At 72.3% G+C, this 12917-nt stretch carries 16 protein-coding genes; 3 read left to right on the top strand and 13 right to left on the bottom strand.

What is annotated here, in order from left to right:
- Positions 1 to 24: 24 nt before the first annotated feature.
- Positions 25 to 1647 carry a chaperonin GroEL gene (gene groL, locus OG446_RS23305; RefSeq protein ID WP_148020263.1) on the bottom strand — a complete coding sequence of 541 codons (1623 nt, stop codon included), beginning with the start codon at positions 1645 to 1647 and terminating at the stop codon, positions 25 to 27.
- Positions 1648 to 1749: 102 nt separating this feature from the next.
- Positions 1750 to 2058, bottom strand: a complete 309-nt coding sequence (groES, locus tag OG446_RS23300; protein ID WP_024490209.1) for a co-chaperone GroES — start codon at positions 2056 to 2058, stop codon at positions 1750 to 1752.
- Positions 2059 to 2362: 304 nt separating this feature from the next.
- Between groES and OG446_RS23295 the strand changes: the two genes are divergently transcribed.
- Positions 2363 to 2896, top strand: coding sequence for a DUF6234 family protein (locus OG446_RS23295; protein WP_328895848.1), 534 nt, complete (start codon positions 2363 to 2365; stop codon positions 2894 to 2896).
- Between the two features lie 139 nt (positions 2897 to 3035).
- Here the strand turns inward: OG446_RS23295 and OG446_RS23285 are convergent, their stop codons facing one another.
- Positions 3036 to 4055 (bottom strand): polysaccharide deacetylase family protein, encoded by a 1020-nt coding sequence (locus OG446_RS23285; RefSeq protein ID WP_389260951.1) that lies wholly within the window; start codon positions 4053 to 4055, stop codon positions 3036 to 3038.
- A 96-nt stretch (positions 4056 to 4151) separates the two neighbouring features.
- Here OG446_RS23285 and OG446_RS23280 point away from each other — a divergent pair, with 96 nt between their 5' ends.
- The gene (locus OG446_RS23280) at positions 4152 to 5423 is read left to right on the top strand and encodes a class I SAM-dependent methyltransferase (RefSeq protein WP_328895846.1); all 1272 of its coding nucleotides are present in this window, start codon (positions 4152 to 4154) and stop codon (positions 5421 to 5423) included.
- A 17-nt stretch (positions 5424 to 5440) separates the two neighbouring features.
- On the opposite strand, the gene OG446_RS23275 is transcribed toward OG446_RS23280, so the two are convergent.
- From OG446_RS23275 to tsaB, 8 genes are all read right to left on the bottom strand, one after another.
- Positions 5441 to 6106: a hypothetical protein gene (locus tag OG446_RS23275; RefSeq protein ID WP_328895845.1), complete on the bottom strand. Its 666-nt coding sequence runs from the start codon at positions 6104 to 6106 to the stop codon at positions 5441 to 5443.
- A gap of 52 nt (positions 6107 to 6158) precedes the next feature.
- The gene (locus OG446_RS23270; RefSeq protein ID WP_328895844.1) at positions 6159 to 6629 is read right to left on the bottom strand and encodes a VOC family protein; all 471 of its coding nucleotides are present in this window, start codon (positions 6627 to 6629) and stop codon (positions 6159 to 6161) included.
- A 63-nt stretch (positions 6630 to 6692) separates the two neighbouring features.
- Positions 6693 to 7943 (bottom strand): RNA polymerase sigma factor, encoded by a 1251-nt coding sequence (locus OG446_RS23265; protein ID WP_328895843.1) that lies wholly within the window; start codon positions 7941 to 7943, stop codon positions 6693 to 6695.
- 51 nt (positions 7944 to 7994) lie between these two features.
- Positions 7995 to 8357 (bottom strand): YciI family protein, encoded by a 363-nt coding sequence (locus OG446_RS23260; protein ID WP_328895842.1) that lies wholly within the window; start codon positions 8355 to 8357, stop codon positions 7995 to 7997.
- A gap of 256 nt (positions 8358 to 8613) precedes the next feature.
- Positions 8614 to 8898 carry a hypothetical protein gene (locus OG446_RS23255; protein ID WP_328895841.1) on the bottom strand — a complete coding sequence of 95 codons (285 nt, stop codon included), beginning with the start codon at positions 8896 to 8898 and terminating at the stop codon, positions 8614 to 8616.
- Complete coding sequence (gene tsaD, locus OG446_RS23250; protein ID WP_328895840.1) at positions 8895 to 9998, bottom strand: tRNA (adenosine(37)-N6)-threonylcarbamoyltransferase complex transferase subunit TsaD; 1104 nt, start codon at positions 9996 to 9998, stop codon at positions 8895 to 8897. Before tsaD ends, OG446_RS23255 begins: the two co-directional genes overlap by 4 nt.
- Positions 9998 to 10513, bottom strand: coding sequence for a ribosomal protein S18-alanine N-acetyltransferase (gene rimI, locus OG446_RS23245; RefSeq protein WP_328895839.1), 516 nt, complete (start codon positions 10511 to 10513; stop codon positions 9998 to 10000). The genes tsaD and rimI overlap by 1 nt, the downstream gene beginning before the upstream one ends.
- On the bottom strand, positions 10510 to 11157 hold the full coding sequence (gene tsaB / locus OG446_RS23240) for a tRNA (adenosine(37)-N6)-threonylcarbamoyltransferase complex dimerization subunit type 1 TsaB (RefSeq protein WP_328898389.1): 648 nt from the start codon (positions 11155 to 11157) through the stop codon (positions 10510 to 10512). The genes rimI and tsaB overlap by 4 nt, the downstream gene beginning before the upstream one ends.
- A gap of 200 nt (positions 11158 to 11357) precedes the next feature.
- Here tsaB and OG446_RS23235 point away from each other — a divergent pair, with 200 nt between their 5' ends.
- The gene (locus OG446_RS23235; protein ID WP_328898388.1) at positions 11358 to 11894 is read left to right on the top strand and encodes a hypothetical protein; all 537 of its coding nucleotides are present in this window, start codon (positions 11358 to 11360) and stop codon (positions 11892 to 11894) included.
- A gap of 43 nt (positions 11895 to 11937) precedes the next feature.
- Here OG446_RS23235 and OG446_RS23230 read toward each other — a convergent pair whose 3' ends face one another.
- Both OG446_RS23230 and tsaE read right to left on the bottom strand, forming a co-directional pair.
- On the bottom strand, positions 11938 to 12108 hold the full coding sequence (locus tag OG446_RS23230) for a hypothetical protein (protein ID WP_328895838.1): 171 nt from the start codon (positions 12106 to 12108) through the stop codon (positions 11938 to 11940).
- 140 nt (positions 12109 to 12248) lie between these two features.
- Positions 12249 to 12809, bottom strand: a complete 561-nt coding sequence (gene tsaE / locus OG446_RS23225; protein ID WP_328895837.1) for a tRNA (adenosine(37)-N6)-threonylcarbamoyltransferase complex ATPase subunit type 1 TsaE — start codon at positions 12807 to 12809, stop codon at positions 12249 to 12251.
- Positions 12810 to 12917: the final 108 nt, after the last annotated feature.

The following is a 12917-nucleotide window of genomic DNA, read 5'->3' as shown; positions in this document are numbered from 1 at the left end:
CCGCTTGCGCGGGGCAGCTACACGCTAGTGCGAGTGACCGTGGCCGTGACCGGCCTCGGCCTCTTCCTCGGCCGGCTTCTCGACGACCAGGGTCTCGGTCGTGAGCAGCAGCGACGCGATGGACGCGGCGTTCTCCAGCGCGGAGCGGGTGACCTTGACCGGGTCGATGACGCCGGCCTTCACCAGGTCGCCGTACTCGCCGGTCGCGGCGTTGAAGCCCTGACCCTTGTCGAGCTCGGAGACCTTCGAGGTGATGACGTAGCCCTCGAGGCCCGCGTTCTCCGCGATCCAGCGGAGGGGCTCGACGGCGGCGCGGCGCACGACCGCGACACCGGTGGCCTCGTCGCCGGTCTTGCCGAGGTTGCCCTCGAGGACCTTGACGGCGTGGACCAGAGCGGAGCCACCACCGGAGACGATGCCCTCCTCGACCGCGGCGCGGGTCGCGGAGATGGCGTCCTCCAGACGGTGCTTCTTCTCCTTGAGCTCGACCTCGGTGGCAGCGCCGACGCGGATCACGCAGACACCGCCGGCCAGCTTCGCCAGGCGCTCCTGGAGCTTCTCGCGGTCCCAGTCGGAGTCCGTGGACTCGATCTCGGCCTTGATCTGGTTGACGCGGCCGGCGACCTCGTCGGACTTGCCGCCACCGTCGACGATGGTGGTGTCGTCCTTGGAGACGGTCACGCGGCGGGCGGTGCCCAGCACGTCCAGACCGGCCTGGTCGAGCTTGAGGCCGACCTCCTCGGCGATGACGGTCGCACCGGTGAGGGTGGCGATGTCGCCGAGCATGGCCTTGCGGCGGTCACCGAAGCCCGGGGCCTTCACCGCGACGGCGTTGAAGGTGCCACGGATCTTGTTGACGACCAGGGTCGACAGGGCCTCGCCCTCGACGTCCTCGGCGATGATCAGCAGCGGCTTGGAGGCACCGGCCTGGATGACCTTCTCCAGGAGCGGCAGCAGCTCCTGGATCGAGCCGATCTTGCCCTGGTGGATCAGGATGTACGGGTCGTCGAGGACGGCCTCCATACGCTCCTGGTCGGTCACCATGTACGGGGACAGGTAGCCCTTGTCGAAGGCCATGCCCTCGGTGAAGTCGAGGTCCAGACCGAAGGTGTTGGACTCCTCGACGGTGATGACACCGTCCTTGCCGACCTTGTCCATCGCGTCCGCGATGAGCTCGCCGACCTGGGTGTCCTGCGCGGAGAGCGCGGCCACGGCGGCGATGTCGGACTTGTCCTCGATCGGGCGGGCGGTCGCGAGGAGCTCCTCGGACACGGCCTTGACCGCGGCGTCGATGCCCTTCTTCAGGGCGGCCGGGGACGCGCCCGCGGCCACGTTGCGCAGGCCCTCGCGGACGAGCGCCTGGGCCAGGACGGTGGCGGTGGTCGTACCGTCACCGGCTACGTCGTTGGTCTTGGTCGCGACCTCCTTCACCAGCTGGGCACCGAGGTTCTCGTACGGGTCGTCCAGCTCGACCTCGCGCGCGATGGTGACACCGTCGTTGGTGATGGTGGGCGCACCGAACTTCTTGTCGATGACGACGTTGCGGCCCTTGGGGCCGATCGTCACCTTCACCGTGTCGGCAAGCTTGTTGACGCCGCGCTCGAGGGCGCGACGGGCGTCCTCGTCGAACTTCAGGATCTTCGCCATGGAGCTGAACTGTCCTCTCAAAAACAAGAACTGCGCCCCTGCCGCCCGGCTAGTTATCTCGCAGGGGGCCAGGGGCGCAGAACAGAAGCAAACGTGGGTGAATTACTTCTCGATGATCGCGAGCACGTCGCGAGCCGAGAGGACGAGGTACTCCTCGCCGTTGTACTTCACCTCGGTGCCGCCGTACTTGCTGTACAGCACGACATCGCCGGTCTTGACGTCGAGCGGAAGGCGCTCGCCGTTCTCGAAGCGGCCCGGGCCCACGGCCAGGACGACGCCCTCCTGGGGCTTCTCCTTGGCAGTGTCCGGAATGACCAGGCCGGAGGCCGTGGTCTGCTCGGCGTCGAGCGGCTGGACCACAATGCGGTCCTCGAGCGGCTTGATCGCAACCTTGGTGCTGGTCGACACGATCCGGTCTCCCCCTTCGGAGATCTCACGGGGTTATCAGTCTTTGGGGTGGCGACCAGGTGGGCCCGTCGTCGCGGGTGCCGGACCTGCCGGTCGCACAGAACTGCTGGCACTCTCCAGTGGGGAGTGCCAGCACTGAGACTATGACCGCGATTAGCACTCGGTCAAGCGGAGTGCCAATTCACGCCCCTCGTGGCGTCCGGGGACCTCCTCCGCGTACGAGTGGGCGACTGCGCTCGTACAACGTTCCGGTCACCGTAGGGACAACGCGGAGACCGTCCACACCGTTCCGTACGACGGTGACGTCATGCTCACGCGACCCGCCGGAGCGGGGAACCGGCGCCCCGGCCCATTCGTGACCGGCTGCCTGGACGTGGTGGTCGGCCTGCTGGTCGTCGCCCTGGAGGCGGTGATCTGCGCGGCCGTCATGTACACGCACACGCGTCCGGAGCCGGAGTGGGCCCGGCTGTCCCCCAAGGGGCCCGGGCCCGTCGAGAGCGGACCGCCCCCGATGGACTGGTCCGCCACGCTCACGCTCGCCTCGTTCACCGCGGCGGCCTGCCTGATCGGCGTGGTGCTGCTGCGCCACGGCCTGCCCCTGGCGGGCGTCGTCCAACTGCTCGCCGCGGGCGTGCTGTGCGTCCTGACGCTCATGGCGTGGCACAGCGACTACCGGCTCGCGCACCCCGCGGCCCCGGCCTCTTCGCCGGACCGGTCCGGCCACCAGCGGACCGGCGGGCGCACCCCGGGGCCCCCGGCCGCCGCGGGGCGGCCGCAGGCGACGACGACCATCGCCCCCGGCGCCCCGTGGTCACCGCGCACCGCGGCGGGCCGCGCCTGATCGTCCGGCGACGGGTTCACATGCTGCGCGGCCTTCCGGCCCAGCCGCTCGATCGGGTCCACCGACTGCGCGCAGCCCACGGTGGCGGTCAGGAGCGCACCGGCGGTCAGCAGTCCGGCCAGCAGCCGGTGCGCCCTTCTCATACGTAGTCCTCCAGGCGGGCCACGGCGTAACCCTTGTCCGTGATGACCTTCATGACGTTCCGGATCATGTCGGGCATGCTGCCCTTCCAGTCCTTCTTGCCCCGGAAGTGCGTGAGGATGATGTCGCCGGGGTGCAGGTCCTGGTCCTCCTCCCGCCACTCCATGTGGTCGGGGAACGCCTCCGCCGCCCACAGGGGCACGGCCGTGATCCCACAGGACTTGGCGATCCGCAGGGTGTCGCCGTTGTAGTTGCCGTACGGCGGCCGGAAGAGCCGGGGGCGCTCGCCGTACTGCTGCTCCATGATGTCCTGCTGGTCGCAGATCTCCCGCTTCTGCTCGTCGTGGGAGAGGCCGGGCATGTAGCGGTGGTTCAACGTGTGGTTGCCGAGGACGACACCGCGGACCTGAGCCTCCTTGAAGTACGCGTAGTTGTCGCGCACCACGTAGTCGCTGAGGAAGGCGCTGTACGGGATGTTCAGCTCCGACATCATCTTCAGCAGCTCAGGGTCCTTGTCGTCCCCGTCGTCCATCGTCAGGAAGACGATCTTCTTGTCGGTGGGGACCGTCGTGAAGACCGGCGGCAGCGAGGCGTCACCGCCCTCGACCTCGAAGCCCTCGCGGGTGGTGAGGTGCGGCTTGACGGCGGGAGGCGCCGGCGGGGTCAGCGGGGTGCTCGCCAGGCCCCACTTCTTGGCGGCCACGGCCCGCGCGGCCTGGGCGCGGCGCGCCTTCTCGGCCTGCGCCGCGACGGAACCCGCCGCCCCGGCCGCCGGGGGGCCGCCCGGCTGTCCGGCCCGCGCCGCGGCGGCGCGTCCGGGGTCGGCCGGCGCACTGCCGCCGGCCTCGGCGGCACAGCCCGAGCCTGCGGCGGCGACCAGCAGTGCGGCGAGGACCGCGTACCCCGGCCGGCGCCGCAGGTGTCCGCGCCCGCGCCCCGCCCGCTCCTGTCCGCACGACTCCGTACCCGGTCTGCGCCTCTTCATGTCGAATTCTTCCTTTTGTCGTACTGGCTGCATGGCGCCGCATCCTGCCAGCCCGCGACGGGGCATCCGGGCCGACACCACGCCCGCCCCGCACGGTCCCCCGGCTGGCGCGCAGCCGACTGGCCCACAATGGGGCGGGTGAACGCTCTCGCCCCGACCGGCCCGTCCGACGACACCCCCGGCCCGTCCGACGCCCCCGACCCCCTCGCCGACTTCCGGGCCCTGCGCACCCCCGAAGGCGCCGAGCTGCTGGCCGGGCTGCGCTCGTACGACCCCGCCACCGAACTGGCCACCGCCACCCGGCTGCGCCGCACCCACCCGGCCGCCCTCGTCTCGGCGGCCCTGGGCCAGGCCCGGCTGCGGCAGCGGGCGGTGGCGAAGTTCGGCACCGAGGACGCGCACCGGATGTTCTTCACCCCGAACGGGGTCGAGCAGGCGACCCGCACCTCGGTGGCCGGCTACCGCGCACGGCGGTTCGCGGACGCCGGGGTGCGCAGCGTCGCCGACCTCTGCTGCGGGATCGGCGGCGACGCGATCGCCCTGGCCCGGGCCGGGATCTCCGTCCTCGCCGTGGACCGCGACCCGCTGACCGCCGAGGTGGCCCGGGCCAACGCCGCCGCACTCGGCCTGGACGCGCTGATCGAGGTGCGGTGCGCCGACGTCACGGAGATCGACACCGCGCCCTACGACGCGGTCTTCGTCGACCCGGCCCGCCGCGGCGGACGCGGCCGCATCTTCGACCCGGAGGCCTACTCCCCGCCCCTGTCCTGGGCGACCGCCGCGGCGCTCAAGGCGCCCCGGGCCGCGCTGAAGATCGCCCCGGGGGTGCCGCACGAGGCGATCGGCCCGCAGGCGGAGGCCGAGTGGATCTCGGACGGCGGCGACGTGAAGGAGGCGGTGCTCTGGTTCGGTGAGGGCTTCGATGCGGGGTCCTACCGCGCGACGCTGCTCCCGTCGGGCGCCACGCTGTCCGCCCCGGCCGTGCTGCCCGCGCCGCCGGTCGGCCCGGTGGGGCGCTATCTGTACGAGCCGGACGGCGCGGTGATCCGGGCGCATCTGGTGGCCGGGATCGTGGAGCGGTGCCACGGCCGGCTGTTCGACGAGATGATCGCGTACGTCACGAGCGACGAGCTGTACGACTCCCCGTACACCGCGGGCTACGAGATCACCGATCAGCTGCCCTTCAACACGAAGCGGCTGAAAGCGCTGCTGCGGGAAAGGAGGGTCGGCGTCCTCACGGTCAAGAAGCGTGGTTCGGGGGTCGAACCGGAGGAGCTGCGGCGGAAGATGAAGCTCCAGGGCCCGAACGCGGCCACGGTCTTCCTGACCCGGGTCGCCAACGTACCGACGATGCTGATCGGCCGTCCCGTGACGGGCCCCGAGGCCGCCGCGCTGCGCTGACCGCGGGCCGGCCCGCCTCAGCGGTGGGTGCCGCCCTCCACGGAGACCAGGGGCTCGGGGACGGGTGTGCCGAGCAGGGTCCGCAGGACCCAACGCCGGTGCCAGAACGCCTTGGTGATGCCGATGAGGCCGATGAGCCAGGCGATGAACCCGAGGCCCATCACCAGGGCCATCAGGCCGTAGGTGTCATCGCCCCGGACGGCGCCGGCCGGTACCGCGAAGCAGGCGTAGAGCCCGCATGCGCAGAGCGCGAAGGAGCCGAGGAGCCACGTCAGGCTCACCCCCGGCAGCCGGTACGCGGCGTCGCTCGCGGGATCACGGTCCAAGGCGCCCCACTGCGCGAGGAGTCGGCGCAGCTGCCGGTCCCGGCGCAGGCCGATGACGACGAGGACGACGGCCGGCACCAGGCAACAGGCGCCCAGGCCCAGCATGATGACGCCGAGGAAGGCGCTGAAGACGTCGTACGACTCCTCGAAGGCGACGAAGGCGGTGCCGATCAGCGCCCAGCCGAGCGCGCCGACCGCTCCCCACGTCCACAACAGTCCGAGCCGGCCGGGACCGAGGTGCATCTTCACCAGGGCGCCCAGGATGTGGGCCCGGTCGGCGAGCAGCGCTCCCCGGTCGGGCCAGGTGCGTATCTCCACGGGCGGAGGGGGCGGCGGCAGCGCGGGGCGAGCGGACATGGGCCAGACCCTACCGAGCGCCGGTGCCGCCCCACGTCGGGGTGATCGCACGTCAGGCGTTGCGCAGGGCCTCGATGTCGAGGCGCTTCATGCCGAGCATCGCCTTCATGGCGCGGGCCGCCTTCTCCGGGTCGGGGTCGGTCAGGGCCTCGCCGAGACCGGGCGGGACGATCTGCCAGGAGACGCCGAACCTGTCCTTGAGCCAGCCGCACTGGCTCTCCTGGCCGCCGTCCGCGGTGAGCGCGTCCCACAGCCGGTCCGCCTCCTCCTGCGACTCGCACTCCACGGAGAGGGAGACGGCCTCGCTGAAGGGGAACTCGGGGCCGCCGTCGAACGCGACGTACTCGGCGCCGTCCAGCTGGAAGCGGACCGTCATCACCGCTCCCTCCTCGCCGGGCGACGCGGCCGTCCAGCGGGTCACGTCCAGGACGCGCGAGTCGCCGCCGATGACCTTGATGTAATGGTCCGCTGCCTCCTCGGCCTGGTTCTTGTCGAACCACAGGAACGTGGTGACCTTCTGCATGGTCTTCTCCTCACGCGGTGGTGCCGGTTGCCGTGCAAGGTAGACCGGTGGCGGGCCCGGAACTCATCGGCCGGCCCGGTCCAGGAGCAGGGCCCGCTCCCGCTCGTTGCGGGTCAGCTCCGCCGCCCGTACGAACTCGGCGCGTGCCTCGTCCGTACGCCCCATCCGCTCCAGCAGATCGCCGCGGACGCTCGGCAGCAAGTGGTACGCCTTGAGCGCGGGGTCGGCGGCCAGCGCGTCGACCAGGGCGAGCGCGGCGGCCGGGCCCTCGGCCATGGAGACGGCGACGGCGCGGTTGAGCTCGACGACGGGGGACGGGGTCAGGGCGGCGAGCCGGTCGTACAGCGCGGCGATGGCGGCCCAGTCGGTGTCGTCGTAGCGCGCCGCCCGGGCGTGGCAGGCGGCGATGGCCGCCTGGAGGGCGTACGGGCCCAGGGCCCGCCCCGCCGCCGCGGCCGTTTCGCTCGCCCGGAGCAGGGCCGCGTAGCCGCGGCGGATCAGCAGCCGGTCCCAGCGGGCCCGGTTCTGGACGGCGAGCAGCACCGGGGCACCGTCCGGCCCGGTCCTGGCGGCGGTGCGGGAGGCCTGGAGCTCCAGCAGGGCGGCCAGCCCGTGCACCTCGGCCTCGCCCGGCATCAGCCCGGCGAGCACCCGGGCCAGCCGCAGCGCGTCCTCGCAGAGGCCGGGGCGCAGCCAGTCGTCGCCGGCGGTCGCGGCGTATCCCTCGTTGAAGACCAGGTAGATGACTTCGAGCACCGATCCGAGCCGGGCGGCGCGCTCGGGGCCGTACGGCACCTCGAAGGGGACTCCGGCCCGGCCGAGCGCCCGTTTGGCCCGCACGATCCGCTGGGCCACGGCCGCTTCGGTGGTGAGGAAGGCGCGGGCGATCTCCTCGGTGGTGAGGCCGCCGAGAAGGCGCAGGGTGAGGGCGATCCGGGCGTCGGTGGAGAGCACCGGGTGGCACGAGGTGAAGATCAGCCGCAGCAGGTCGTCGTCGATCCGGTCCGGGTCCGCGGCACCCGGGTCCGGTTCGCCGGAGACGGTGTCCAGGTCCCGGCCCATCTCGGCCAGCTTGCGGGCGTACGTCTCGCGGCGGCGTACGAGGTCGATGGCGCGGTGCTTGGCCGTGGCCATGAGCCAGGCTCCCGGGTTGTCCGGGACGCCCGACTCCGGCCACTGCTCCAGCGCGGCGACCAGAGCGTCCTGGGCGAGCTCCTCGGCGATGCCCACGTCCCGGACGATCCGGGCGACACCGGCGATGATCCGCGCGGACTCGATCCTGAATACCGCCTCAACCGCGCTTGCTGCCGTCACGGCCACCCATCAGAGCAGCCGTCCGGGACCCGGGCAAGCGCGGCAGGCGGGTCAGCCGGTCGCTTCGTCGATGGCCCGGACCTCGGAGGTGACGCTCCAGCTCTCCGGGTGGCACTGCAGGAACCGCCTGGTCCACTCCAGCGCCTCCTCCTTGTCCTTGCACTGGAGGATGGCGTACCCGCCGACGACCTCCTTGGTCTCGGTGAAGGGCCCGTCGGTGTAGCTGAGCTTCCCACCGGCCCAGTGGACCCGGGTGGCTTGAGCGGTCGGAGTGAGGCCGGCCGTCTCCAGCATCACGCCCGCCTTGTTGATCTCCTCGAACAGGGCGCCCATGCGCTTCTCGAAGTCGGGGTCGGGCTCGAACCCGGCGGCGGCCTGCTCGTCGATGCGGATGAGTGACATGAAGCGCGGCATGGTGACTCCTCGGTCGGGAGGGCGGGGACCTCTTCCCCGCCTCTCACCCCTGCGTCGAACGGGAGACAGCCGGATCGACACTCCCTCCGGAATTCTTCTGAGAAGTTTCCGGATCGGCCACCGAGAAGTTCCGGATCGGCCACAGGGAAGGACGTGAAGGCGACAACGGGCGGCCGCCTTCAGTCGGCAGCGACTGCCTCGGAACAGCCGGCTTCGGCCGCCGCCTGTCAGGGTGCGTCCGCACGCGACGCGATCATCACCGGTCCGCCGGCCCGAGGGACTCGAACCGCCAGCGGTGCACCGGCCGGGTGACGGCCGCCGCGTCCGGCTCGGGCAGCTCCGGCAGGTCGTCGCCGTAGGAGCCCTCCCACCAGGTGATGACCAGGACGCGGTCCTGCGGGGCGCGCAGCAGTTCGCTGCGCAGCGGGGGGCGCGCCAGCTCGCCGGCGCGGGCGCGGGCCCACTCCAGCAGTTCCGCGCCCCGGCCCTCGGTGGCCCGGGCCTCCCACATCAGCGCGACGGTGGTGCCGTTCCCGCTCATGAGTACAGGTTGTCCTTGCTGACCTCGTGCACATGGTCGTGCGGGTGGCCGTGCCCGGCGCCCGGTACGTGGGTCTCGGTGACCGGCAGCGAGGAGTCGGCCGAGAGCTCCAGGTCGGAGGCGGGCCGGTTGCGGGCCACCATTTCCGCGCCCAGCGCGGCGACCATGGCCCCGTTGTCGGTGCACAGTCCGGGGCGGGGCACGCGCAGCCGGATGCCGGCCCGTTCGCACCGCTCCTGGGCGAGGGCGCGCAGCCGCGAGTTGGCCGCGACGCCGCCGCCGATCATCAGGTGGTCGACGCCCTCGTCCTTGCAGGCCCGGACGGCCTTTCGGGTGAGCACGTCCACCACGGCCTCCTGGAAGGACGCCGCCACGTCCCGTACCGGCACCTCCTCGCCCGCGGCGCGCTTCGCCTCGATCCAGCGGGCGACGGAGGTCTTCAGGCCGGAGAAGGAGAAGTCGTACGCGGGGTCGCGCGAGCCGCTCAGCCCGCGCGGGAACGCGATGGCCTTCGGGTCGCCCTCCTTCGCGAGCCGGTCGATGACCGGGCCGCCGGGGAAGCCGAGCTGCAGCACCCGGGCGATCTTGTCGAAGGCCTCCCCGGCGGCGTCGTCGATGGTCGCGCCGAGCGGCCGCACGTCGTTGGTGATGTCGGGGGCGAGCAGCAGCGAGGAGTGACCGCCGCTGACCAGCAGCGCCATCGTGGGCTCGGGCAGCGGGCCGTGCTCCAGCTGGTCGACGCAGATGTGCGAGGCGAGGTGGTTCACCCCGTACAGCGGCTTGTTCAGCGCGTACGCGTACGCCTTGGCCGCCGAGACGCCGACGAGCAGGGCGCCGGCGAGTCCGGGCCCGGCGGTGACGGAGATGCCGTCGAGGTCGCGGCCGGTGACCCCGGCCTCCTTCAGGGCGCGCTCGATGGTGGGGACCATCGCCTCCAGATGCGCGCGGGAGGCGATCTCCGGGACGACGCCTCCGAAGCGGGCGTGCGTGTCGACGCTGGACGCGACGGCGTCGGCGAGCAGCGTCGTCCCGCGGACGATGCCGACGCCGGTCTCGTCGCAGGAGGTCTCGATGCCGAGTACGAGCGGTTCGTCAGCCATCAGTCAGTCTCGTTTTCTTGAACGTGCTCTTGTACGTGTTCGTGTACGTGGAGGCGCATGACGAGTGCGTCGATGTTGCCCGGCTGGTAGTAGCCGCGGCGGAAGCCGATCGGTTCGAAGCCGAAGCGTTCGTACAGCTTCTGCGCCCGGGTGTTGTCGACCCGGACCTCCAGCAGCACCTCGGCGCACTCGAAGGCCGTGGCGTGCTTCAGCAGGTCGGTCAGGAGCTCGGAGCCGAGCCCGCCGCCCCAGTGGCCGCGGGTGACGCCGATCGTCTGTACGTCGGCGAGGTCACCGGCGGCCGCGAGGCCCGCGTATCCGACGATCCGGCCGGAGACGGGGTCCTCGGCGACCACGTAGCGGCGGGTGGCCCGCGGTCCGCGGGCGTGCGCGAGCTCGGACCAGAACATGCCGGCCGACCAGGCGTCGTCCGGGAACAGCTCGTGCTCCAGGTCGAGCACCGGATCGATGTCCCACCAGCGCATCTCGCGCAGCACTGCGGTCGTGGCGGTCACTTGGGGGTGACCACCTTGTAGTTCTTCGGTACCTGCGCGTCGGGCCTGCGCAGGTAGAGCGGCTGCGGCGGCAGCAGCGCGTCCCCCGCGGCGAGGCGTTCGGCGGCGAGGGCCGCCATGGCGCCGGCGGCGACGTGCTCGGGGCCGCGCGCGTCCGGGAACGCGTCGGGGTAGAGCACCGCGCCCGCCCCGGCGACGGGGAGGCCCGCGAGCTGCTCCGCGATGTCGGCGGGCCGGTCGACGGCGGGTTCACCGGTCCGGGTGAGGGAGTCCTCGTACCGCGCCCAGTAGACCTCCTTGCGCCGGGCGTCCGTCGCGACGGCGAACGGGCCCGCCACCCCGGCCTGCCCCGCGGCGTACGCGAGGGCGTCCAGGGTGCAGATCCCGTGCACGGGCACGGACAGTGCCGAGCCGAAGGTCGCGGCCGTCACCAGGCCGACCCGCAGTCCGGTGTACGGGCCGGGGCCGACGCCCACGACCACCTGCGTCACGGCGTCGAGTTTCACACCGGCCTCGGCGAGGACCCGGTCGACGGCGGGCAGCAGCAGCTCCCCGTGCCTGCGGGCGTCGACCTGACCGGACTCGGCGACGACGCGGGTCCCGTCGTGCAGGGCGACGGTGACGGCGGGGGTGGCGGTATCCATAGCGAGCAAGAGCACGCAAACAGCCTACGGCTCCGCCGTGGGCGGTACGGCGCCCCGTACGGCGTCCCGGTGCGGGGGTGCTCCGGTGCTACCGTCACCGGGTATACGCGGAGTACGTGTAAACGCTTGTACGACATACGACGGTCTACGGCATACGACGGCGAAAGAGGCGCACGGTGGCTAGGGGCAGCTCGGGAATCGTGGCCGCGCTCACCGCGGCGGCCGTCGCCGCGGTCGGCTTCCTGGCCTACCAGGCATCGGCGAACGTCCCCGACAACCTGAGCGCCAAGCCCAAGGCGTCGAGCAGCGCGCCGGTCACGGGCGGCAAGGCCAAGCCGAAGCCGACGAAGGACCCCCTCGCGGTTCCCGCCGCCTCCGGCTCGGGCATGCGCGTGGTGTACGCGCTGGGCGACCGCCGGGTGTGGCTGGTGGACGCGAAGAACAAGGCGACCCGGACCTTCAAGGTGATGCCGAGCGCGGTGCAGGCCAGGCCCGGCGTCTACCGGGTGACCTCGCGCTCCGGCCGCGTCACGGGCTCCGACGGGGTGCCGATCGAGCACGTGGTCCGGTTCGCGACGAACAACGACGTCGCCATCGGCTTCAGCGCCGCGCAGGACGGCTCGATGGAGAGCCCGGACCCGACGCTGAAGGCGGGTGGCGTACGGATGTCCCGTGCGGACGGCAACGCGGTGTGGACGTTCGCGACGGTGGGCGTGAAGGTCAACGTCGTCTCGTAGGCCTTGCCGGGCCCGTCCGTGAGGCCGGGCCCGTCCGTGGGGCTCAGCAGCGCTTCGGGTTCGCTCCCTTGCCCTCGCGCGGCGCGGGCGCCGTGCCGTGCGGGCGTGGGCCGGGCGGGGTGGAGACCGCGGTGGCCGCCGCTCCGGCGGCGAGCAGGTCTCTCATCGACACCGCTCGCGGCGGTGGCTGCGCTTCTCGCTCCGATGTCGGCATGAACGCCTCCTGGGGCTCTGATGGAAGGCACGGTTAGGCAGACCTAACCTGCTCTCGCCCTCCATGTCACCACGCCCGCACCACCCCGCGCAACAATTTGCCGACACCATGTCGGAAACGGGCCCGGCGGCGGCCGGTCCTCAGCGTCCGGCCGTGTCCCACGGGGCCCAGGACTCCGTCCGCAGCCCCGCCCACCGTGCGCCGAAGCCCACCAGCGTCACCGCGCGCCGCTCGTCGTCCGTGTCGCCGACCGCGCGGTCGATGAGCACCTGGAGCCGGTCGTCGGAGAGCTCCTCGACCTTGCCGTCGCCCCACTCGACGACGACCACCGAGTCCGGCAGCGACACGTCGAGGTCCAGGTCCTCCATCTCGTCGAGCCCGCCACCCAGGCGGTACGCGTCGACGTGGACCAGCGCCGGGCCGTCGCCGAGCGGCGGGTGGACGCGGGCGATCACGAAGGTGGGGGACGTGACGGCGCCGCGGACGCCCAGTCCCTCGCCGAGCCCCCGGGTCAGGGTCGTCTTGCCCGCGCCGAGCTCGCCGGTGAGCATCACCAGGTCGCCGGGGCGCAGCACGCCGGAGATCCGGCGGCCCAGGGCCTGCATCTGTTCGGGGGATTCGACGGCGAGCGTCACGGTGACGGTGTCGTGCGGGACGCCTGCGGCGGTCTCGGCCGCCGGGCTGCTGTGCGGTGCTTCCATGCCCGCCAACGTTAGAGGATTTCCGGTACGCCCCCGGCCCTCACCCGCGCGCTGCGCAGGACTCCGGTACGGACCGGGCACTCACCCGCGCGTTGTGCGGGACCCCGG

The organism is Streptomyces sp. NBC_00236 (assembly GCF_036195045.1).
GTDB lineage: Bacteria > Actinomycetota > Actinomycetes > Streptomycetales > Streptomycetaceae > Streptomyces.
This window is presented reverse-complemented; position numbering and strand designations above follow the sequence as displayed.

Bases quoted from the DNA above. Each gene is read 5' to 3' on its own strand.
- OG446_RS23230 (WP_328895838.1), bottom strand. From the start codon at position 12,108: ATGCCGACATCGGAGCGAGAAGCGCAGCCACCGCCGCGAGCGGTGTCG.
- OG446_RS23260 (WP_328895842.1), bottom strand. From the start codon at position 8,357: ATGCCGCGCTTCATGTCACTCATCCGCATCGACGAGCAGGCCGCCGCC.
- OG446_RS23295 (WP_328895848.1), top strand. From the start codon at position 2,363: ATGCTCACGCGACCCGCCGGAGCGGGGAACCGGCGCCCCGGCCCATTC.
- OG446_RS23270 (WP_328895844.1), bottom strand. From the start codon at position 6,629: ATGCAGAAGGTCACCACGTTCCTGTGGTTCGACAAGAACCAGGCCGAG.
- OG446_RS23285 (WP_389260951.1), bottom strand. From the start codon at position 4,055: ATGCAGCCAGTACGACAAAAGGAAGAATTCGACATGAAGAGGCGCAGA.
- OG446_RS23275 (WP_328895845.1), bottom strand. From the start codon at position 6,106: ATGTCCGCTCGCCCCGCGCTGCCGCCGCCCCCTCCGCCCGTGGAGATA.
- OG446_RS23280 (WP_328895846.1), top strand. From the start codon at position 4,152: ATGGGGCGGGTGAACGCTCTCGCCCCGACCGGCCCGTCCGACGACACC.
- tsaD (WP_328895840.1), bottom strand. From the start codon at position 9,998: ATGGCTGACGAACCGCTCGTACTCGGCATCGAGACCTCCTGCGACGAG.
- groL (WP_148020263.1), bottom strand. From the start codon at position 1,647: ATGGCGAAGATCCTGAAGTTCGACGAGGACGCCCGTCGCGCCCTCGAG.
- OG446_RS23255 (WP_328895841.1), bottom strand. From the start codon at position 8,898: ATGAGCGGGAACGGCACCACCGTCGCGCTGATGTGGGAGGCCCGGGCC.
- tsaE (WP_328895837.1), bottom strand. From the start codon at position 12,809: ATGGAAGCACCGCACAGCAGCCCGGCGGCCGAGACCGCCGCAGGCGTC.
- tsaB (WP_328898389.1), bottom strand. From the start codon at position 11,157: ATGGATACCGCCACCCCCGCCGTCACCGTCGCCCTGCACGACGGGACC.